Consider the following 20,607-nt stretch of genomic DNA (forward strand, 5'->3'; position numbering starts at 1 on the left):
GTTGGGCCCGGGGAAGCTCCCGCGTGGCATGGGCATGAAGTCAAACTGCGCAGGATTCTGCCCGGTGTTGTTCAGGAGGCGCAGCCGAATGGCAGCACTGTGACCGGAGTTGGTTCATTCATCGCTCGGCCGGTTGCGCTCGGCGCCTTCGGAGGGATCGGCAGCCGGCTCCCGGGGGAGGGTGGTGCGCTCAGGTGCCCGGCTTGCGGCCGTAGACGAAGACGTCGTCGTTGGTGCGGAGCAGCTTCCAGTACGCGGCGGCGTCGGTCTTGGTCATGTTCACGCAGCCGTGCGAGCCGGGCTGACCCCAGACGCTGATGCCGACCGAGTGGAAGGCCTGGCCTCCGTCGAAGAACTGGCTGTAGGGCATCGGCGTCTCGTACAGGCTGGAGACATGGTCGATGTCGCGCCAGGAGACCTTCTTCAGCCCGGTGCGGGTCTCGTGCCCGTCGCGGCCGGTGCGCACGGGTACCGGTCCGTGGACGAGCTTCGTTCCGTCCTGGATCCAGCTGAGCTGGAGCGTCAGATCGACACAGGCGATCCGGCCCCTGTTCACGGGGCACGCGCCGGCCTTGTTCGGGTTCCGGCCGACGGCCTTCTGCCGGTTCATGAGATCCATGACACCCCAGGTGACGGGACCGGCCAGGCCGGCGGCGGGGCTGATCGCGTGCTTGGTCTGAAACGCCTGGATCGCCTTGCAGTCGCTGACCGACTGCTTGCCGTCCACCGGGCGGCCGAGGAACCGCTCGACCTGCTTCTGATAGGTGCCGGTCCGTGTCGTACAGGAAGCCGCCTGGGCGGTCGTGCTCCCCACGACCACCGAGAGCGGGGCCACCAGGGCGGTGATCCCGAGTACGACGGCTCCCCGGCGACGTATGTCCCCCACGGCTGACACTCCTCGTTCGTGCATGGTGCGCTGTCGCCCGGAAGACGACGGAGAAGCCACATTAGTTGCACCAAGCACCAGTTCCACCCCCTGAGCCCGTATGTGACAACAGCCACAGGGAGGTACGAGTGCGGTCAGATCATCCGGAACGCCGCACAAGGTTCTCCAGCAGACCGAGCGCCTCGCCCGCGCGCGCGTGGGCGACGAAGAGGTGGTCGTGATGGAATCCGGCGACGACGTTGCAGCTCAGGCCCGCGTCGGCGAGTTCACCGGCGACCGCGGCGGTCAGTCCCACGGCATCCAGGGCGGAGTGGACACGCAGGGTGATCCAGCCCGCGATGTAGTCGTAGGCCAGGCCCGCCGCGTCGGCCTCCTCCACGGGAAGCACCAACGTCAGCCCCTCCGGCTCCGTGACCGTGACCACGGGGGTGACACCCCGGGGGACACCGCCGTCGACCGAGGTGAACACATAACGCCCGGGGTTCAGCTCGGGGCGCATACCGCTCAGCAGTTTCCGAAGGTCCCGCTCACCACTCATGATCACCACTCATGATCACCACGCTATCCGGGGTGCCACCGAATGCGGGCACGGCACCTCCGCCCCCGCGGCAGCGGTGGGGAGCGGGCCATCGCCTCGGGATGCGGAGAGCCGCCCACAGGTGGCGCTCACCCACTGCTCGCACCCGTCACACGGCGCGTACGTGCGTACCGGGGCCATCACGGACCTCGCGCGGGTCACTCCCGAGCCTCGGCCGATCACGCACAGCGACAGGGCAGGTACCCCCGAGAACCCGAGGGGGTACCTGCCCTGTCCCGTCGTGCGGGCGCACCGTTGTGCCGGCCGGCGGGCCGGCGGGCCGGCGGTCAGTCGCCGGTCACCAGTAGTGCTGGCGACCACCGACGGCGTGGCCCACCTTTCCCAGAATCCACAGTGCGGCTCCGACTGCGATCAGAATGAGCCCGATGGTCCACAGGATGCCTATGCCCGCGATGGCACCGATGATGAGCAGGATGAGACCGAGAATGATCATTGCGTCCTCCGATGGTGAGTCCCGCACCAGCCGGGTTGCCTCATCTCGCCGCGGTAAACCACGCGCCGTCCGCACCGGTCACTGAGCCCGTGCCCGACGCTCAGGCCCGGTCATGCCGGCCGCAGCCCGGACCCCCTGGGGTTGCGGCGTGCCAGGTCGGCGCTGAGGACGGTGGCGAACGCGCACCAAGCGGCGTACGGCACGAGCGCGGCGCCCGCCGAGCGGCTGCTGAGCGCGGTGCGGACGAGGAGATGCGTGTTGCTCAGGTCCAGCGCCAGGGTGCCGAGGAGGCCGGCGCGCGGGCTCCGCGCCCGGAAGAACAGCCAGTTCCAGGCCGCGTTGAGGGTGAGATTCACCGCCAGGCCGATCGCCAGGGGCTTCCGGTCCGGGGGTGAGGCCCGGTCGAGGGCACGGCCGCCCGCCCAGGCGATGCTCGCGTACAGCGGTGTCCAAACGGCGCCGAACACCCACGGGGGCGGCTGCCACCGCGGCTTGGACAGTGCCCGGTACCAGGATGCCGTCGGGTCGACGGCTGCCGATCCCGCGACGGCCGTCGCCGCGACCGCGGTCCCCGCGGCCACGTAGTACTTCCACCGGACGCGTGTACCGGGGTCGGTGCGCTCGCTGATCAGCCTCATGTCCCGTCTTCTTCCCCCGGCCCGGCGAACCACCGAGGACTGACCGAAGACGGCCGAAGAGTGTCTGCGTCGGCGCGGCAAAGGCCCGCGGGCCGCGCTGCTGAGCGCGAGGGCGTGCGCGGGACCGCGGTTGCGTGCCTGTTCCACCAGTGTCTGTTCCACCACAACACGGCACCGCCCGCGGCCGCTCCTGCGAGGAAGCACCCGGTGGCGAGGAGAAGGGTCGGTCCGTGGCGGCGCCAGGCCCGCCGGAGCGATCCCTCCTCGGCAGGCCCGGCAGCCCTGGTGGACGGCCGGGTGTCCACCTCGTACGGCGCCCGCATGTCCCTCACGATCGCCTCCCACACCCTGCCGGGAGGAGTCCGCAGCAGGTCCGCCGGGCCGGCCGAACGCGCGGCTCGCACGACGCGTTGCAGCTCTGCCAGTTCGTGCCTGCACTGCGCACAGTCCCGCAGATGCCGCCGGGCCTCCTCCTCCAGATCCGCCTCACCCGCCGTTCCCAGGGACAGCTCCGCGAGGTCCGCCGGATCGAGGTGCTCCGCCACCGTCTCCTCCTCCGCGCCGTTGAGAACGAAGACCCTCTACGACGTGCACGAGGGGAGGCCCGGCCGGCAGGGCCGACTGCCGGGAATCAGGCACGCTCGCGGGCCCGACGGCTCAGGACGAGCGCGCCCGCCAGAGCGGTGATCCCCGCGGCGGCGCTCCACACGAGCCAGGAGTCCGAGGAGTTGGTCACGCCCATGGCACTCGTTCTCCCGGCGGAAGCACCCGGGGTGGACTGCATGCCGTCCAACGACTGCACCTTGAGGGCGAGGTTCTTGTCGGCGGCGCTGCCCCAGGCGTAGACGACGTTGCCGGTTCCCTCGGCCAGCTTCAGGTCCGCGGGTCCGATGGCGACCGTGTCGGTGCCGGCGAGCACGACATCGGTGGAGACCGTGCCCGGGTCCACCTCGGCGGTGGCCTCACGAGGGTTGACCAGCCCGGTGAACAGCGGTGTTCCGCCGGCTCGTACGTCCACGGCGGGTGCCGCCGCGACATGACGTACCGTCAGCCGTGCCTTTTCGGGCGGCACCTTGGAGACGTTGTTGACGAAGGCGTCGAGCTCAGGTGTGCCGTCGGCCGACAGATGGGCGACGACCGTCGCATTGGCGCCGGCCGGCACGTCGATCGTCTTCTGGATCGCGGGCGTGCCGTCGGGGCCCTCGCCCGCCTTGAAGACCTTCAGATCGTAGGAGCCGGCGGCGAGGGCCTGCGGCTCGGTGAGTGTGCCGGGCTCGAAGTCGCCCAGGAGTTCGTCACCGTTCGCGTAGACGTCCACCGTCAGGCCCGGGACGGCGTGGAAGACGGAGACCATGGCCTGGTCCGCGCTCCGGTCAGCGGCGCCGACAGGAGCGGCGGCACCGAGTGCCAGTGCACATGCGCCGAGGGAGGCGACGACTGCGGCGGGGGTACGGGAATTCATGATCTGGCATCCCTTCGTGGCGGGACTCGCTCGGTGCGGGTCTCGCCACTACTTCCCGGCCGGGGCGGCCGGCGGATGCGCGGCCGGCCTCCGCTCAGAAGAAGACGCCGCACCTCAGCAGCACGTTCGCGTAGGGCCGCGCCTCTCCCGTGCGTACCACCAGACGGGCCGTCGCCGAGCGCGCCTTCAGCTCGTCGTGGGTGATGAAGTCCAGAGCCGGCAGCCGTTGCGCGAGGAGACGGGCGGCCTCGGGGTTGGCATCGGTGACCTCTCGGGCCGCCGTAGCTCCCTCGATCACCAGCTCGTCCAGCAGGCCGTCCAGCACATCCGCGAACGACGGGATTCCTGCCCGGAACGCGAGATCCACCACGCGCGGCCCGTCGGGGACGGGCATACCGGCGTCACAGACCAGCACCAGATCGCCGTGCCCCAGTTCCGCCAGCGCGCCCGCCAGGTGGCGGTTCAGAATGCCTGTCTTCTTCACAGGGCAGCGACCTCCTCGGCCGTGGGAAACGATTCCTGAGCGCCCTGCCCGGTGACGGCGGCGGCACCCACCCGCACGGCGAAGGAGGCCGCGGTGGCGAGTGGCTCGCCCAGGCCGATCCGCCATGCCAGGGCGGCCGTGAACGCGTCCCCGGCGCCGGTGGTGTCGACCGCCTCCACCCGCGGGCTCGGCACGTGCACGGCAGCGCCCGTCCGGGTGTCGGCGACGAACGCCCCCTGTGCGCCGAGCGTGATGACGACCGAGCGCGGGCCGATGGCCAGGAGTCCCGCGGCCCACTCCTCGGGTGTGGCTCCCGCGGAGGGGCCCAGGATGAAGCGCGCCTCGTGCTCGTTGAGGACCAGGGGGTCGCACGCCGCGAGCACGTCGGGCGGAAGCGGTGCGGGCGGGGAGGGGTTCAGGACGAGACGGGCCGTCGGCGGCAGTACGGCCACCACTTCGGCGACCGTGTCCAGCGGGATCTCCAGCTGGACCGAGATCACGCGTGCTGCGGCGAGGAGGTCCTCGGCCGCCCTGACATCCGCCGGTGTCAGCCGGGCGTTCGCGCCGGGCGACACCACGATGCTGTTGTCCCCCGACGGGTCCACGGTGATCAGCGCGACGCCGGTCGGCGCGCCGCCGACGAGGACGCCCGCGGTGTCGACACCCGCCGCCTTCTGGGACCGGAGCAGCAGGCGGCCGTGGTCGTCGTCGCCCACCCGCGCGACCAGGGCGGCGCGCGCCCCGAGCCGCGCGGCGGCGACAGCCTGGTTGGCGCCCTTTCCGCCCGGGTGGACGGACAGGTCGGAGCCGAGCACCGTCTCCCCCGGCGCCGGGCGGCGTTCGACCCCGATCACCAGGTCGGCGTTGGCCGACCCGATGACCAGCAGGTCGTGGGGGCCGTGGTCGTGCATCGATGGTCCTGCTTTCTCGTTCTCTCGGGTGGGACGTGTGCTGCCGGACCGGATGGATCCGGCGGATCGGAGGACCGCGGCGAACCCGCGGCCCTCCGACCGCGGCTCAGGAGAAGTCGTCGACGTTCGCCTTGGTGACGACCTTCACGGGCACCTTCACCGTGCTGCTCACTTCCTTGCCCTGCGCGGCCTTCACCGCGTTCTGGACGGCGATCTTCCCGAGCTCCCTGGGCTGCTGGGCGACCGAGGCGTACAGCGTGCCCGCCTGAACCGCCTTGAGGCCGTCGGGAGTTCCGTCGAAGCCCACCACGGACACGGACGTGCCCGCCTTGGCTCCGAGCGCCTTGACCGCGCCGAGCGCCATCTCGTCGTTCTCGGCGAAGACACCGTTGATGCCGGGGTTGGCCTGGAGGAGGTTGGTCATGACGTCCAGACCCTTGGTGCGGTCGAAGTCCGCAGGCTGCTTCGCGACGACCTTGATGCCCGGGTAGGCCTTGAGGCCCTCGGCGAAGCCCGCGCCGCGTTCCCGGCTCGCGGAGGTGCCGGCCGTGCCCTGGAGAACGACGATCGTGCCCTTGCCGCCGAGCTTGTCGGCGAGCGTCTTCGCCGCGAGCTTGCCACCCGCGATGTTGTCGGACGCCACGAGGGTCGCGGTCTCGGCCTTGTTGACACCGCGGTCGGCGGCGATCACCGGGATGCCCGCCTTGTTGGCGGTCCGGACCGCCGGGCCGACCGCGTCCGAGTCGACGGGGTTCACGATGACGGACTTCACGCCGGAACTGGTGAAGTTCTGGAGCTGGTTGGCCTGTTGCGAAGCGTCGTTCTGGGCGTCGGTGACCGTGATGTCGACACCCGCGGCCTTGGCCTCCGCCTGCGCGCCATCCTTCATCTGCACGAAGAACGGATTGTTGAGAGTGGAGAGCGACATCCCGATCTTCGTGGTGGTCCCGGAGCCGCCGGGGTTGAGCAGGGACACACCACCGACGACGGCCGCGACACACACGGCGGCCACGCCGAGCTTCAGCGCACCGCGTTTCCCGCTTCCCGGACCGCCGGTGCCGGGAGCGCCCGCGGCCGCCGCCGTGGTTCCGGTGCGCCGGCGCAGGGTGTCGAGCAGGACGGCCAGGGCGATGACGACACCGATGACGACCTGCTGCCAGAAGGCGGAGACGGAGAGGAGGTTGAGACCGTTGCGCAGCACGGCGAGGATGAGCGCGCCGATGAGCGTGCCCGACGCCTTGCCCACTCCGCCGGCCAGGCTGGCGCCGCCGATGACGACCGCGGCGATCGCGTCGAGTTCGTAGCCCTGCGCGGCCTGGGGCTGTGCGGAGACGAGCCGGGAGGCGAGGACGATTCCGGCGACGGCCGCGAAGAGACCGGACAGGGCGTAGATGACGAGCTTCTGTCGCTTGACGCGCAGGCCCGAGAGGCGGGCCGCCTCCTCGTTGCCGCCGATGGCGTACATCGAGCGGCCGATGTAGGTGCGGCCGAGGATCAGTGCGGTGATCAGGCCCATGCCGATCATCACGAGGACCGGGACGGGCAGCCAGCCGCCGAGCGTGTCGCCCAGCACGGAGATGGAGTCGGGAAAGGCGATCGGGCTGCCCTGGGAGATGACCAGGGACAGTCCGCGGCCGATCGACAGCATGGCCAACGTGGCGATGAAGGGCGGCAGTTTGCCGTAGGAGATGAGGGCACCGTTGACGAGGCCGCAGGCCAGGCCTGTGCCGATCGCGAGGAGGACCGCGAGCCAGACCGGTAGTCCCTCGGACGTCGCGATCCAGGCGAGGACCGTGGCGCTGAGCGCCGCCACCGATCCGACCGACAGGTCGATGCCCGCGGAGACGATGACGAAGGTGACGCCGAACGCGAGGATCGCGGTGACGGCCGCCTGGACGCCGACGTTGAGGAGGTTCTGGGTGGTCAGGAAGTCGCCGGAGAGCAGCGACATCGCCACCACCAGGACCACGAGGGCGGTCAGGGCGCCGTTGTCGAGCAGGATCCGGCGCAGGGTCGAGGCGGAGGCGCCGCTCTTGCCCGTGTCGTTCTTGAGCGTGTCACTGGCCACGGGGGCCCTCCTCGTTCACTGCGTCGTTCTGTGCGGGGGTTGTCGTGGGTGGTGCGCTGACGGCGAGCGCCATCACCGCGTCCTGGGTGGCTTCGTGTGCGGTGAGTTCACCGGCGATGCGGCCCTGCGCCATGACGAGCACCCGGTCGCTCATGCCGAGGACCTCGGGGAGGTCGCTGGAGATCATCAGGACGGCGTGACCGGAAGCGGTCAGCTCGTTGATGAGCTGGTAGATCTCGACCTTCGCGCCGACGTCGACTCCGCGCGTCGGTTCGTCGAGGATCAGCACTCTGGTGTCGGCGAGGAGCCATTTGCCGATGACGACCTTCTGCTGGTTGCCGCCGGACAGGGTGCGGACGTGCTGGCCGAGGCCCGCCATCCGCACGCCCAGTTGCTCGGCGATCCGGGCGGCCGCGACGCGCTGCGCCTTCAGATCGACGAGTCCGGCGCGGGTGGCCGAGCGCAGGGTGACCAGGCCCAGGTTCTCCTGCACCGTGGCGTCGAGCACCAGCCCCTGGCCCTTGCGGTCCTCGGGGACGAGGCCGATGCCGGCCCGCATGGCGGCGTTCACGTCGTGCCCGCGGAGCTGTGTGCCGCGCACGTCGATCGTGCCCGTGTCGTAGGGGTCGGCGCCGAAGACGGCCCGGGCGATCTCGGTGCGGCCCGCGCCGACGAGCCCGGCGAGGCCGACGACCTCACCGGCGCGCACCTCGAAGCTGACGTCGTGGAAGACGCCGCCCCGGGTGAGTCCGCGCACCGAGAGCAGTGGCTCGCCCACCTCGGGGCGTTGCCGGGGATACTGCTGGTCGATGCTCCGGCCCACCATCAGCCGTACGAGTTCGGCCTCGGGGGTCGACGCGGGGACCTCGTCGATGCTGCGGCCGTCCCGCAGGACGGTCACCCGGTCGCCGAGTGCCGCGATCTCCTCGAGGTGGTGGGTGATGAAGACGATGCCCACGCCGTCCTCGCGCAGTTGCCGCACGATACGGAAGAGCTGGTCCACCTCCTCGGAGGTGAGCACGGCGGTCGGCTCGTCCATGATCAGGACGCGGGCGTCGAGACTGAGCGCCTTGGCGATCTCGACCATCTGGAGCCGGGCGATGCCCAGTTCGCGGACGAGGGCGCCCGGGGAGACCCGCAGTCCGACGCGGTCCAGCAGCGCGGCCGCGTCCGTCTCCATGCGGCGGCGGTCGATCATCCCGAACCGCCGCGGCTGACGGCCGAGGAAGATGTTCTCGGCGACCGTGAGATCGGGGACCAGGTTGAACTCCTGGTAGATGGTCGCGATCCCGAGCCGTTCGGCGTCCTGGGTGCTGTGGATACGGACCTCGCGCCCGTCGGCGAGGATGCGTCCGCTGTCGGGGCGGTAGGCGCCGGAGAGCATCTTGATGAGGGTGCTCTTGCCGGCTCCGTTCTCGCCGAGCAGGACGTGCACCTCACCGCGGCGCAGGTCGAAGTCGACGGCGTCGAGGGCGACGACGCCGGGGAACGTCTTGCGCAGTCCTTCGATGCGCAGCAACTCGTCGGGGTGGCTCACAAGTTGCTCCTCTGGCTCGCGGGGTGGTCGGGGGTTTCGGGGACTTCCGGGATCTCGGGGGTGCCGGGGGCTTCGGCATGCGCGCCGCTCTCACCGCAGGAGCGGCGTACGACCAGACGCGCGGGGAGGCTGACGGAGCTCGGGGGTCTGCCCTCGATCACGTCGGCCAGCGCCCGGACGGCGGCTCTGGCGAGCTCGGCTGTGGGTTGGGAGATCGCCGTGATCGGTGGATCGGTGTGCAGGAACCACGGGATGTCGTCGAAGGCGGCGAGCCCGATGTCCTGCGGTACGCGCAGGCCGTGTCCACGGATGGCGTCCAGAGCTCCGAGTGCCATCAGATTGTCGGCGGCGAAGACCACCTCGGGCGGCTCGGCGAGCGCCAGGAACGCCTCGGTGGCACGGCGGCCGCTCTCGGCCTGGAAGTCGCCCTGTCCGATGTACGCGTCGATCAGCGGGAGCCCGTGCTCACGCAGCGCGTCGCGGAAGGCGTCGACGCGCTCGCGTCCGGTGGTGGTGGCCGCGGGACCCGCGATGATGGCGAGTCTGCGGTGGCCCAGGCCGTGCAGGTGGCCGACGAGGTCCCGGATGGCCTGCCGGCCGTCGGAGCGCACGACGGGCACGTCGACGCCCGGAATCCAGCGGTCGACGAAGACCATCGGGGTGCCGCCGCGTGCCGCGTCCAGCGTCAGCGGGGACCGTCCGTCCGCGGGCGAGACGAGCAGACCGTCGATGCGGCGGTCGAGCAGGGTCCGTACATGGTGGTCCTGGAGCTCGGGCCGCTCGTCGGCGTTGCCGATGATCACGCTGTAGCCGAGCGCGCGGGCCTCCTCCTCGACGAAGCGGGCCAGCTCGGTGAAGTACGGATTGAGCACGTCACTGATCACGAGGCCGAGGGTGCGGGTCTGATCGGTGCGCAGGGACCGGGCCACGGCGTTCGGCCGGTAACCGAGCGTGTCGACGGCGGCGAGGACGCGGGCCCGCGCCCCGGGGCTGACGGAGGGATGGCTGTTGAGGACGCGGGAGACCGTGGCAACGGAGACTCCGGCCTCGGCCGCGACATCCTTGATGCTCGCCATCGACGGTCCACCTCCTTGTGGGTTCCGTGCGCCTCGCACCACGGCAGTGAGCCATGGAAACGATTACACGGCCGATTGGAATCGATTACATGGCCGAAACGCAAGGGTCGGACCGCAGAGCGATACCGGATCGTGACCAGCGTGCGTTCGCCGCACCGGTGAGTGAGACTGGGCAGGACGAGTCACCGGGGTGGCGAGGTGCCGGGAAATGACCACAGCGCGAGCACAGGAGCCCACGGACAGCGACCCGAACGGGTATCTGCCGATCGCCGAACACGGCCTGATCGGCGATCTGCGCACGGCGGCCCTGGTCGGCACCAACGGACGGATCGACTGGTTCTGCGCCCCGCGGTTCGACTCCCCCAGCGTCTTCGGCTCCCTGCTCGACGCACAGCGCGGCGGCTACTGGGAGATCAGGCCGATGTGCGAGAGCGTCACCCACCACCAGTTCTACTTTCCCGACACGAACATCCTCCTCACCCGGATGCTCACCGAGCACGGCATCGTCGAGGTCCAGGACTTCATGCCCATCCTCCGGGAGAAGGACCCCGACCACCGGCAGCGCCTCGTGCGGCGGGTGGTCAATGTACGAGGCCACATGACGATGTCCGTGCGGATCGCACCGCGACTGGACTACGGCCGCGAAATGCCTCGCACCCAGCGGACCACCCAGGGCGTACGGTTCACGGGCCGGGAGATCAGCCTCTCGGTGCGGTCCACGGTCGACCTGGAGCTCGATGCGACCGACGCCCACGCCCGGTTCGTCCTCCGCGAGGGCGAGACGGCGCTCTTCATCCTGGAGACGGCCGACGACGAGGACGACACGACGTCGGACCCGGTGGAGGCCACCGCCGCCGACGAGCTCTTCGATGCCACGGTGACGTACTGGCGCCAGTGGCTGAAGCAGTCGACCTACACCGGCCGTTGGCGTGAGATGGTCCACCGCTCGGCCCTGACGCTGAAGATGATGACCCATGAACCGACGGGCGCGATCATCGCCGCGCCCACCCTCGGGCTGCCCGAACAACTCGGCGGCCGGCGCAACTGGGACTACCGCTATGTGTGGATCAGGGATGCCGCGTTCTCCCTGTACGCGATGGTGCGCCTCGGATTCACGCAGGAGGCGCAGGAGTTCATCGACTGGCTCGCCGCGCGCCTGCGCAACGCGACGAACGGCGCCGCGGGACCGCTGCGCGTCATGTACTCGATCGACGGAGACGCGATCCTCCCCGAGGAGACGCTCGACCACCTGGAGGGGTACCGGGGATCGCATCCGGTGCGTATCGGCAACGGAGCGAGCGGTCAGTGCCAACTGGACATCTACGGCGAGCTGATCGACTCGATCTATCTGTTCAACAAGTACGGCGCGGGTATCTCGCACGACAGCTGGTCCGACCTCTGCGGCATCCTCGACTGGCTGCTGAAGAACTGGGACGGCGCCGACGAAAGCATCTGGGAGACGAGGGCGGGGCAGCAGAACCACACCTACTCACGGCTCATGTGCTGGGTCGCGCTCGAGCGCATGGTCAGAATGGCCCGCCAGCGGGGTCTGCCCGGGGACCTGGTCCGATGGATGCGGGTCCGCGACGAGATCTACGACCAGATCATGGCGCGAGGCTGGAATCCGGAAGAGCGCACGTTCGTCCAGCGGCTCTCCGACGACGACGGTCACCCGAAGACGATCATGGATGCGTCCTTGCTGCTCATGCCGATGGTCAAGTTCCTCTCCCCGACCGATCCGCGGTTCCGGTCGACCGTCGAGGCCATCGAGCGCCGACTGGTGGTGGACAGTCTGGTGTTCCGCTACAACCCGGAAGAGGCACCGGACGGACTGGACGGGAGCGAGGGGACGTTCTCCATCTGCTCGTTCTGGTGGGTCGAGGCACTGGTGCGCATGGGCGAGGTGGAGCGTGCCCGGCTCGCACTCGAGAAGATGTTCACCTACGCCAACCATGTGGGTCTCTACGCCGAGCAGATCGGGCTGACGGGCGAGCATCTGGGCAACTTCCCGCAGGCGTTCACGCACCTCGCCCTCATCAGCTCGGCGATCAACCTCGACCACCGGATGAGCTGACTCGCCGCAGCGGGACGCGGGTCCCCCTGCACATGCCGCCAGACGTCGCACACATGCACGATACTTCCGGAATTCCCGAATACCGCCCGCCCCGGGGTGGTTGGACCTAACCTGGGCGTCTTGCCGGGCCCGATTTGGGGGGTGCCCGGCCTTGATCCGAGGACGCCCATGCTCCACACCCGTTCCATCGCCGCTGCCGCTGTCACCGCGTGTCTCGGCGGCCTTGTCCTGATGCCGACGCCGTCCCAGGCGGCACCCGGCTCGGTGCACCTGTACAAGATCTACTACGACAGCCCCGGCTCGGACACCCGCACCAACACCAGTCTCACCAACGAGTGGGTGCAGATCCGCAACACCACCGCCGCGGCCGTCAGCCTCACCGGCTGGACACTCGTGGATGCGGCCAACCACCGGTACGTCTTCGGCGCCTACACCCTCGGCAAGGGCAAGACGGTGACCATCCGCACCGGCAAGGGCACCAACACCGCGACCAACCGGTACCAGGGCCGGGCGGCGTACGTATGGAACAACGACCGGGACACGGCGACCCTCAAGAGGTCCACCGGGGCGACCGTCGACACCTGTGCCTACAACTCCACCAAGGTCGACTACAAGATGTGCTGATCCGAGCAGTATGCGAGAGCGAAGGCGCCCACCCGCGAGGGGTGGGCGCCTTCGTGCATTTCCGGCCCCGTTTCCGATCACGTGTGTGACAGGAATGGGAGGGGGCACTCGGTGGCTCGGAGGCCGACAACCGCTACCCCCTACTTGTTGCCTTTGACGACGCGCCGTCAATTATTCGGCGGCGGCGAAGAATTCAGCGACCGATCGACAAGGGAGACATTCATGAGCGAGAACATCTGGGGCTACCAGCCGACGACCGGATACACCCCGGGCCACAGCCTGGTGGGATTCAAGGTCGAGGCGACGGACGGTCACATCGGCAAGGTCGACAAGCACTCCGACGACGTGGGTGCGGCCTACCTGGTGGTCGACACCGGCGTCTGGATCTTCGGCAAGCATGTCCTGCTGCCGGCCGGCACCGTCGTCCGCGTCGACGCCGCCGAGGAGAAGATCTACGTCGACAGGACCAAGGAGCAGATCAAGGACGCTCCCGAGTTCGACAAGGACAAGCACATCGGCGACGCGGGCTACCACGACGAGATCGGCGGCTACTACGGCCGTCCCCTCGCCTGAACGGCATGCACCCCGTGAGAAGGGGGCCGACCGGAAATTCTTCCGGTCGGCCCCCTTCTTTGTCATGCGCTTTTTCTCACGCGCGCAACCCGGGTCATGCCGGTTTACCGAGTGACCAGCCGGCGACATCCGCCAACCGCCCCCGCCACAAGGCGGAGGTCACGGGATGAGGGGTGCCGGTGAAACAGGTCGTGTCCCGGAGGTGGATCCATTGCGGAAGGCCCTGGTGGCCGTCGTCGCCGGCCATTTCGTCCAGAGCCTGGTCCACCGATTCGGGAAAGGACGCGAGGAGTTGAGCGCCGGGCCCTTCCATGCGCCGCAGACTCTGCGCCCAGTCCGCTTTCCACGCCTCGTGGGCGATCAGGTCACCGTGGATGACGGCGCCGGGGACGTTCAGCGTGATGGGCAGACTCATCCGGGGATCCTGGCCCAGGAGGCGGATCAGGAGCTGCAGTTGGAGATCCGGCACGGGTTCGGTGATCACTGGTGTCCGCTCTCGCTGTGTCGGATCGGAAGGGCCGTTCATCGGTGTGCTCTCCCTCATTCGGTTTGCTGCGGCCAGGCGGCGACCGCTTCTTCCACGGTCGGGTACGTGACGAAGACCTGATCCAGGCCGAGGATGCGGAAGACGCGCTGGACGCCGTCGGGGACCGCTGACAACGCCATGGCGGCCTGCGCCGCGAGGACGTGGTTGCGGGCGGCGAGGAGGACGGTGATCCCGCTCGAGTCGCAGAAGGTCAGGTCGGTCAGATCGACGACGAGCTGTGTGCCCGGGCGCAGTTCCAGTGCGGACAGCAGGGATCGGACCTCGGAGGCGGTGTCGTGGTCCAGTTCACCCGCCAGCTCGACGACCGGGCCGTTCGGTCCGGTGCGGGTGGTGACGCTCAGTTCACTCACTGTGGCTCTTCACTGGACGGTGGGGCACGCTGATGGCGAGGACGGCGGCGTCGTCGTCCACGCCTGCGCCGAAGGATTCGAGCAGGTCGCTCAGGGCGGTGACGGCGGCCGACGCGGTCGTCGGCGCGAGGGCCCGCGCGAAGTCGAGGAGCGCTTCGTCACCCCAGCGTTCGGCGGACGTGTCGGTACGGGCCTCGGTCAGGCCGTCGGAGTAGAGGATCAGTGTGTCGCCGGGATCGAGACGCACGGCGACCGTGGCGACGTGGGCGTCGGGCAGGACGCCGACGAGCTGTCCTCCCGGGGTGGGCAGGTAGTCGGCGGTGCCGTCGGCCCGAAGCAGCAGGGCCGGCGGATGCCCGCCGCCGGCGAGCGTGACGCGGAAGCCGTCGGCGTCGGGGGTCAGCACACCGAAGATGACCGTGCAGAATCGCGGGTCGTGCCCGTGGTACTCGTGGTTCAGCACGGTGTTCAGATTGCTGATCACCGCGGCGGGGGCAGGGTCGTACACCGCTGCGGCGCGCAGCGTGTAGCGCGCCAGGGACGTCACGGCCGCGGCTGCCGTTCCCTTGCCGCACACATCGCCCAGGAACAGGCCCCATGTCCCGGCGGCCAGCGGGAACAGGTCGTAGAAGTCGCCGCCCACCTGGTCGATGGAGGCGATGTGGTAGTGCGCGGCCACATCGAGACCCGGTACGGGCGCCAGAGCCGGCGGCAGCAGCGTCTGCTGGAGGGTGGTGGCGAGCTTCTGGAGGCGCTCACGTTCCGTGTCGGCCTCCCGGCGGGCGCGCAGGAGCTCGGTCTCGTACGCCCTGCGGTCCCGCGCGTCGAAGAGCGTGGTGCGGATCAGCAGCGGCCGGCCGTCGCTGCCGGTCTTGACCGTCGAGGTGACGAGCACCGGCAGCCGTTCTCCGTCGGCCGTGCGTAGTTCCAGAGCGATGCCGTTGATCTCCCCCTGCATCTGAAGGAGGGGGGCGAAGTGCGTCTCGTGGTAGAGCCGGCCGCCGACGGTGAGCAGGTCGGCGAAGCGCCTGCGGCCCACGAGGTCCTCGCGGCGGTATCCCAGCCAGTCCAGGAGCGTGGCGTTGACCTTGGCGATCTGCCCGTCGAGGAGCGTCGAGAGGTAGCCGCAGGGCGCGTTCTCGTACAGGTCCTCGGCACTGTCCTCCAGCAGGGCGGAGAAGCGCGCCTCGTCGTCACCCGGCGGCTCGGCATCCGGGCACGGTTCAGGCCCGCCGTCGCTCGTGTCGCACATCATCGAGTCGCACCGGCGAAGGCCGCGATCGCCGCGGCGGTCGCCTCCGGTGCGCTCAGCTGCGGGCAGTGTCCCGTGGCTTCCAGGGTGACCAGCCGGCTGCCCGGGATCTGGGCGTGCACGTACGCGCCCACCTCCGGCGGGGCGATCGCGTCGTTCGAGCACTGGGCCACGAGTGTCGGGACCGTGACCCGCGCGAGATCCGCCCGGTTGTCGGACAGGAACGTGGTCCGGGCGAAGACCCGCGCGATGTCCGGGTCGGTGCGGCAGAAGCTGTTGGTCAGTTCGTCCCCGAGCTCGGGCCGGTCCGGGTTGCCCATGATGACCGGCGCCATCGCCGCCGACCAGCCCAGATAGTTGCTGTCCAGGGACTCCAGCAGTTCCTCGATGTCCGCCGCGCTGAACCCTCCCCGGTAGTCCCCGTCGTCGATGTAGCAGGGCGACGGAGTCAGCAGGACGAGCCGGGCGAAGGCATCCGGTTCCCGGGCCGCGGCCAGAACCCCGACCATGGCGCTCACCGAATGCCCGACGAAGGTCACCGGGCCCGATGCCAGGTCACGGCACACCTCGAGCACGTCGTCGGCGTAACCCTCCAGCGTGGAGTACCGCTCCACGCTCCACGCCGCCGGATCGGACCGGCCGGCCCCCACATGGTCGAACAGCACGACCCTGAAGTCACGCTCCAGATGGGGCGCCACCAGGCGCCACATGTTCTGGTCGCAGCCGAACCCGTGCGACAGCACCACGACCGGGCCGTCTTCCCGGCCGGTCACCCTGACATGATTTCTGCTCCGCACGTCCATATGGCTCATCCTTCACCCGCCTTCCCCGAAACACGAATCTGCACCGCCGTCCCGCGGACTCGGAGTCCTCCCGGCCGGCGTCCCCCAGCGGGCCCACGGCGTTCCGGCCCGCGGACAGGCGTTGACAGGTGCGCGGGGTGTGGGACAGGCTCCCCGATCATGCAGCCCCTCGGTGACCGCACGGTCACGCTCGTGGAGCGCCGCCACGTCGACCTGGTCCGTGTAGCGAGCGCCATCTGTTGCGTCTGAGTCGCGTCTGAGCCCTGTGGCTCCGAGCGCTGAACTCCCTGTATCCGTCTGACCGGCCACCACGGCCGCCGCTTCCTTCGCCCTGCCCTCCCACGCCCGAGGACCCTGTCCGCAGGTGCGCGGCGATCCGACACGGGCAGGTCTGTTTGTCTGGAGACGTCATGGTTTCACGTGCATCCAAGCTGTCCCGTCGCACCTTCGGCGGGGTCATCGGCGCCGGCGCGGCCGCCGCTGTGGGGGTGACCGCGGGTGAGGCACAGGCCGCCGAACGACCGTTCACAGCCGCCCCGCGACGCCCTTCCCGCAGGCCCAACATCCTCTTCATCCTGGGCGACGACCTCGGTTGGGCCGACCTGTCCTCGTACGGGTCCCCCCACATCAGGACGCCCCATCTCGACCGGCTCGCCCGGCAGGGTGTGCGCTTCACCGACGCCTACTCCGGGTCCGCGACCTGCTCGCCGACCCGGTTCTCCCTCTATACGGGCCGCTATCCGGGCCGCACCAAGGGCGGGCTTGCGGAGCCCATCGCGGACCGGTCCGTGGGGCTCGAACCGACCCATCCCACCCTCGCCTCGCTGCTGGGGGACGCCGGCTACGCGACGGCGCTGATCGGCAAGTGGCACTGCGGCTATCTGCCGGACTACTCGCCCACCAGGTCCGGCTGGGACGAGTTCTTCGGGAACTTCGGCGGAGCTCTGGAGTACTACTCTAAGCTCGGGCTCGGCGGTGCGTACGACCTCTACGAGGGCGATGCCGAGTACCGGGACCTGCGGTACTACACCCGCATCCTGACCGAGCGCGCGAGCGAGTACGTACAGCGCGACCACGAGCGGCCGTGGCTGCTCAATCTGAACTTCACCACCCCGCACTGGCCCTGGATCGCGGACGGGGACACACGGGAGAGCGCCGAGATCGTCCGCAGGATCAAGGCCGGCGACGGGCGGGCGCTGTGGCACGCCGACGGCGGGTCCATCGAGAAGTACACGGAGATGGTCGAGGACCTCGACCGGTCCGTGGGGCAGGTGCTCGCCGCGCTCCGCAGATCGGGGCAGGAGCGGGACACCCTGGTCGTCTTCGCCAGCGACAACGGCGGTGAGCGGTTCTCCTACAACTGGCCGCTGAGCGGCAACAAGGCATCGTTGCAGGAGGGCGGCATCCGGGTGCCGACCGTGCTGCGCTGGCCGGCCGCGGTCGACGGCGGTCAGGTCAGCCGTGTGCCCGTGTTCACCCCGGACTGGACAGCGACGCTGCTGGAACTGGGCGGCGCCCGGCCGCATCGTGCCTACCCGCTCGACGGCACCAGTCTGGCCGGGTATCTGCGGCGGGGCGAAGAACCCGCCGCGCAGCGGGAGTTGTTCTGGCGGGTGCGCGGAGAGCGGGCCCTGCGGCGCGGGGAGTGGAAGTACTACCGGGGCCGGAGCGGCCAGGACCAGCTCTTCCATCTGGCATCGGACGTACGCGAACAGGCCGACAAGGCCGCGCTGCGGCCGGAGTTGCTGCGCGAGCTCAAGGCGGCCTGGGAACGCACGGACGCCGGACTGCTGCAGTATCCGGCGTAGGGGGCACATCGACGGGCAGCGGGGCCGAGGTCGGAGGCCCGCAGCGCACCACCGCGCGCCTGGGCTCAGACCACCCCGCTGACCGTCACCGTCACATGCACCGGCACCGAGGGGCCGCGCGCGGGGCGGACCGTCTCCGCGACGGCTGCCCTCACCGCCCGGGTGACGTCCAGCGCACGGTGGCCGCGCCGCAGGACGATGGTGACCTCCACGGTCCAGGCCTCGGACTCCTGCTGGCGCACGACACGCACTCCCCCGCCGGCTCTGGTGGTGTCACCGGCCGGGCGGCCCCATCCGGAGCCGGACGAGGCGATGAGGAGGTCGGTGAGCCCGGGGCGCAGAAACGCCACGCCCCGGGTGCTCAGGACCGCGGTGGTGATGGCGTCCGCCAGTTGCGCGGACGGCTTGCTGTCCGTCATCGCTCTCCCCCTTCGTCGCCGGCCTCGGGGTCGAGGATGTCGGCGATCCGTACGTCGATGACAGCGACGTCCATGCCCAGTTCCGTGTCGGCCGCCGAGGTGATGCGCCCCCGGATGCGTGCGGCGACGTCCTGAAGGTCCCACGTCCTCGCCACGACGGCGTCCAGCCGGACGTGGACCGGACCGCGCGGCCACCGGGCCGGCCCCGGATCCGCCGCGTCGAGCGGACGGATCACGCAGTCGCCGATGTGGACGCCGGTGAGTGACGCGGCCGCGGCCCGGAAGGTCCGGGCGGTGGCCGCCTCGGTGATCCACGTGTCCTCGTCTCTCCCGCCGAGCGGGAGGTTCCTGCCGGGGCTCAGCTCCAGGCGCACCACGTCCATGATCCGTGCGTTCCGGTCTGTGTCGTCGCCGGCGTCGGCGTCGCCGCCGGCGGAACCGCCGTCCCCGGCACGGCGTACGACCTCGTTCAGCAGGGCGGTTTCGCTCAGTACGGCCGCGCAGTACGGGCAGGAGCGGGCATGCGCATCGGACTGCTCGCTCTGCCCCTGCTCGACGGTCCGGAACAGGTCGCGCCCGCACGGCAGGAGATCGACGTCCCGCGTCTCTTCCCTGCCGGGACCGTCCTGCTCATGAGGGGCGTGAGGGTTCTGGGTCATCGCCCTGCAACCCCCTCCCGCGTCGGACGGCGGCGTGCGCGGACGCCGCGCGCGCTGACCATCTGCCGGTCGAGGCCCGTCTTCTCGGCCATGGCCACGTGCTCACCTCGTCTGTCCATGGACACGCCCGACGACCGCGTGACGCGGCACGAGGAACGGTCCCGAGGAGTGTGCGGACGTTCCGCGACCGCGCGGCGGATCCGCGCGGCCGGTGCCCCCGGGTGCACCGTATCCACTGAACACACCGAATGCCGTCACCTCTGTGACGAGGACATTGCCGTGGCGGGGGCACACGGAGGTCAGGGCTCTGTCGCCGGACCGGGCCCTTCACCACGAATGACATGATCACAGCCGCTCCCCCGCACCACGCACCCTGAGAGGCAACGCCATGACACGGCGCGTCCCCGCCCCCGACGGCATCGGCCTCGGCCTCGGGCCGGCCGCTTCCGCCCCCGCGGCCGCAGCCCCGGCGAAGCCCTGCGCGACCCCGCCCGCCCACACCGCCTGGTCGCAGCGGCGAGCAGCGCTGCGCCGCACACCGGTGTCGATGTGGAACGACGACGTGTCCGACTGGGCGGCGGCGCTCACCTACTACGCGATTCTCGCCCTGCTGCCCGCCCTCCTCGTCTCCGTCTCCGTCATCGGGCTGGTCAGCGACACCACCACCGAGACGCTGATCGCCCATGTCACGGCCTGGGCGCCCGCCGAAGCGGGCAGCGCGCTCCAGGAGGCGCTGCGCGGGATGGCCGCGGAACGGTCCGCCGCGCTCACCCTCGTGGCAGCGGGCGGTGTCAGCGCCCTGTGGTCCGCGTCCAGCTATGTGGCCGTCTTCCGGCGGGCGCTGCATGCCCTCCACGGCACCGAGGACACACGGCCCGCCCTGCGTACTGCCTACCGGATCGTGCTGATGGCGATCACCGTGCTGGGCCTGCTGGTCGTCAGTGCGGTCGTCCTGGTGACCAGCGGTTCGCTGGCGGCCACGCTCGGCCGGTGGGCCGGCATCGGCGAGGGCGGCGCGGCGGCCTGGAGTCTGTTGAAGTGGCCGGTCCTCGTCGCGCTCGTCGCGGTTCTGGTGATGGTCCTCTTCCGTACGGGACCGACGTCCGCGCGCTGTCTGCGGCATGCCCTGCCCGGTGGTGTGCTCGCCGGCCTGCTCTGGCTCACCGCCTCCGCCGGCTTCACGGCTTACGTCTCCGGATTCGGCACCTACAGCAGGCTGTACGGCTCGCTGGCCGGGATCGTCGTCTTCCTGATCTGGCTGTGGGTGTCGAACCTGGCGCTGCTCGCCGGCGCCCAGTTCACCGCCGAACTGCACCGGCTGGCGGAGCGTGCACCGGCGCCGGAGCCGGGTCCGGCAGCCGCGTCGACCTCGTAGCGCGGGCCGTACGCGGGCCGGTCGCCCTGT

22 protein-coding genes are annotated in these 20,607 nt (G+C 70.2%); 6 read left to right on the forward strand and 16 right to left on the reverse strand.

The features are described 5' to 3' along the window. Nucleotides 1-190: 190 nt before the first annotated feature. The 10 genes from RPQ07_RS02700 to RPQ07_RS02745 all read right to left on the reverse strand — a co-directional run bounded on the left by RPQ07_RS02700 (nt 191) and on the right by RPQ07_RS02745 (nt 10,093). A complete protein-coding gene (locus tag RPQ07_RS02700; protein WP_313942356.1) occupies nt 191-886 on the reverse strand; it encodes a L,D-transpeptidase in 696 nt (231 codons plus the stop codon). 139 nt (nt 887-1,025) lie between these two features. Beyond that, nucleotides 1,026-1,424 carry an ACT domain-containing protein gene (locus tag RPQ07_RS02705; RefSeq protein WP_313942357.1) on the reverse strand — a complete coding sequence of 133 codons (399 nt, stop codon included), beginning with the start codon at nt 1,422-1,424 and terminating at the stop codon, nt 1,026-1,028. A gap of 337 nt (nt 1,425-1,761) precedes the next feature. Next, a complete protein-coding gene (locus RPQ07_RS02710; protein ID WP_313942358.1) occupies nt 1,762-1,917 on the reverse strand; it encodes a DUF6131 family protein in 156 nt (51 codons plus the stop codon). Nucleotides 1,918-2,027: 110 nt separating this feature from the next. Then, complete coding sequence (locus tag RPQ07_RS02715; RefSeq protein WP_313942359.1) at nt 2,028-2,555, reverse strand: TspO/MBR family protein; 528 nt, start codon at nt 2,553-2,555, stop codon at nt 2,028-2,030. Nucleotides 2,556-3,186: 631 nt separating this feature from the next. Next, the gene (locus RPQ07_RS02720) at nt 3,187-4,017 is read right to left on the reverse strand and encodes a DUF4397 domain-containing protein (protein ID WP_313942360.1); all 831 of its coding nucleotides are present in this window, start codon (nt 4,015-4,017) and stop codon (nt 3,187-3,189) included. A gap of 94 nt (nt 4,018-4,111) precedes the next feature. Next, a complete protein-coding gene (rbsD, locus tag RPQ07_RS02725; protein WP_313942361.1) occupies nt 4,112-4,501 on the reverse strand; it encodes a D-ribose pyranase in 390 nt (129 codons plus the stop codon). Further along, a complete protein-coding gene (locus RPQ07_RS02730) occupies nt 4,498-5,412 on the reverse strand; it encodes a ribokinase (RefSeq protein ID WP_313942362.1) in 915 nt (304 codons plus the stop codon). The genes rbsD and RPQ07_RS02730 overlap by 4 nt, the downstream gene beginning before the upstream one ends. Before the next feature lie 106 nt (nt 5,413-5,518). Continuing rightward, entirely contained in the window at nt 5,519-7,480 is a 1,962-nt protein-coding gene (locus RPQ07_RS02735; protein WP_313942363.1) for a substrate-binding domain-containing protein, read from the reverse strand. Further along, complete coding sequence (locus RPQ07_RS02740; RefSeq protein ID WP_313942364.1) at nt 7,470-9,017, reverse strand: sugar ABC transporter ATP-binding protein; 1,548 nt, start codon at nt 9,015-9,017, stop codon at nt 7,470-7,472. The genes RPQ07_RS02735 and RPQ07_RS02740 overlap by 11 nt, the downstream gene beginning before the upstream one ends. Beyond that, nucleotides 9,014-10,093 (reverse strand): LacI family DNA-binding transcriptional regulator, encoded by a 1,080-nt coding sequence (locus tag RPQ07_RS02745; RefSeq protein WP_313942365.1) that lies wholly within the window; start codon nt 10,091-10,093, stop codon nt 9,014-9,016. Before RPQ07_RS02745 ends, RPQ07_RS02740 begins: the two co-directional genes overlap by 4 nt. A gap of 208 nt (nt 10,094-10,301) precedes the next feature. Here RPQ07_RS02745 and RPQ07_RS02750 point away from each other — a divergent pair, with 208 nt between their 5' ends. The 3 genes from RPQ07_RS02750 to RPQ07_RS02760 all read left to right on the forward strand — a co-directional run bounded on the left by RPQ07_RS02750 (nt 10,302) and on the right by RPQ07_RS02760 (nt 13,364). Beyond that, nucleotides 10,302-12,167: a glycoside hydrolase family 15 protein gene (locus RPQ07_RS02750; RefSeq protein ID WP_313942366.1), complete on the forward strand. Its 1,866-nt coding sequence runs from the start codon at nt 10,302-10,304 to the stop codon at nt 12,165-12,167. 168 nt (nt 12,168-12,335) lie between these two features. Then, nucleotides 12,336-12,791: a lamin tail domain-containing protein gene (locus RPQ07_RS02755; protein WP_313942367.1), complete on the forward strand. Its 456-nt coding sequence runs from the start codon at nt 12,336-12,338 to the stop codon at nt 12,789-12,791. A 222-nt stretch (nt 12,792-13,013) separates the two neighbouring features. Beyond that, the gene (locus RPQ07_RS02760) at nt 13,014-13,364 is read left to right on the forward strand and encodes a PRC-barrel domain-containing protein (RefSeq protein ID WP_313942368.1); all 351 of its coding nucleotides are present in this window, start codon (nt 13,014-13,016) and stop codon (nt 13,362-13,364) included. A 94-nt stretch (nt 13,365-13,458) separates the two neighbouring features. Here the strand turns inward: RPQ07_RS02760 and RPQ07_RS02765 are convergent, their stop codons facing one another. From RPQ07_RS02765 to RPQ07_RS02780, 4 genes are read right to left on the reverse strand one after another with little or no spacing between them, the layout of a single operon-like run. Beyond that, complete coding sequence (locus RPQ07_RS02765; protein ID WP_313942369.1) at nt 13,459-13,890, reverse strand: hypothetical protein; 432 nt, start codon at nt 13,888-13,890, stop codon at nt 13,459-13,461. A gap of 14 nt (nt 13,891-13,904) precedes the next feature. After that, nucleotides 13,905-14,261: an STAS domain-containing protein gene (locus RPQ07_RS02770; protein WP_313942370.1), complete on the reverse strand. Its 357-nt coding sequence runs from the start codon at nt 14,259-14,261 to the stop codon at nt 13,905-13,907. Continuing rightward, nucleotides 14,254-15,513: a PP2C family protein-serine/threonine phosphatase gene (locus RPQ07_RS02775; protein ID WP_313942371.1), complete on the reverse strand. Its 1,260-nt coding sequence runs from the start codon at nt 15,511-15,513 to the stop codon at nt 14,254-14,256. Before RPQ07_RS02775 ends, RPQ07_RS02770 begins: the two co-directional genes overlap by 8 nt. Beyond that, nucleotides 15,513-16,316: an alpha/beta hydrolase gene (locus tag RPQ07_RS02780; RefSeq protein ID WP_313942372.1), complete on the reverse strand. Its 804-nt coding sequence runs from the start codon at nt 16,314-16,316 to the stop codon at nt 15,513-15,515. Before RPQ07_RS02780 ends, RPQ07_RS02775 begins: the two co-directional genes overlap by 1 nt. A gap of 159 nt (nt 16,317-16,475) precedes the next feature. On the opposite strand from RPQ07_RS02780, the gene RPQ07_RS37755 reads away from it, so the two are divergent. Continuing rightward, the gene (locus tag RPQ07_RS37755) at nt 16,476-16,565 is read left to right on the forward strand and encodes a putative leader peptide (protein ID WP_384438729.1); all 90 of its coding nucleotides are present in this window, start codon (nt 16,476-16,478) and stop codon (nt 16,563-16,565) included. 161 nt (nt 16,566-16,726) lie between these two features. Beyond that, nucleotides 16,727-18,124, forward strand: coding sequence for a sulfatase-like hydrolase/transferase (locus RPQ07_RS02785; RefSeq protein ID WP_313942373.1), 1,398 nt, complete (start codon nt 16,727-16,729; stop codon nt 18,122-18,124). Nucleotides 18,125-18,189: 65 nt separating this feature from the next. Here RPQ07_RS02785 and RPQ07_RS02790 read toward each other — a convergent pair whose 3' ends face one another. Together RPQ07_RS02790 and RPQ07_RS02795 are read right to left on the reverse strand one after the other, a co-directional pair. Next, entirely contained in the window at nt 18,190-18,543 is a 354-nt protein-coding gene (locus RPQ07_RS02790) for an Asp23/Gls24 family envelope stress response protein (RefSeq protein ID WP_313942374.1), read from the reverse strand. Continuing rightward, nucleotides 18,540-19,202, reverse strand: coding sequence for an Asp23/Gls24 family envelope stress response protein (locus RPQ07_RS02795; RefSeq protein ID WP_313942375.1), 663 nt, complete (start codon nt 19,200-19,202; stop codon nt 18,540-18,542). Before RPQ07_RS02795 ends, RPQ07_RS02790 begins: the two co-directional genes overlap by 4 nt. Before the next feature lie 388 nt (nt 19,203-19,590). Between RPQ07_RS02795 and RPQ07_RS02800 the strand changes: the two genes are divergently transcribed. Continuing rightward, nucleotides 19,591-20,577: a YihY/virulence factor BrkB family protein gene (locus RPQ07_RS02800; RefSeq protein WP_313942376.1), complete on the forward strand. Its 987-nt coding sequence runs from the start codon at nt 19,591-19,593 to the stop codon at nt 20,575-20,577. Nucleotides 20,578-20,607 lie beyond the last annotated feature (30 nt).

The sequence above is a fragment of the Streptomyces sp. AM8-1-1 genome, assembly GCF_032229325.1.
GTDB lineage: Bacteria > Actinomycetota > Actinomycetes > Streptomycetales > Streptomycetaceae > Streptomyces > Streptomyces achmelvichensis.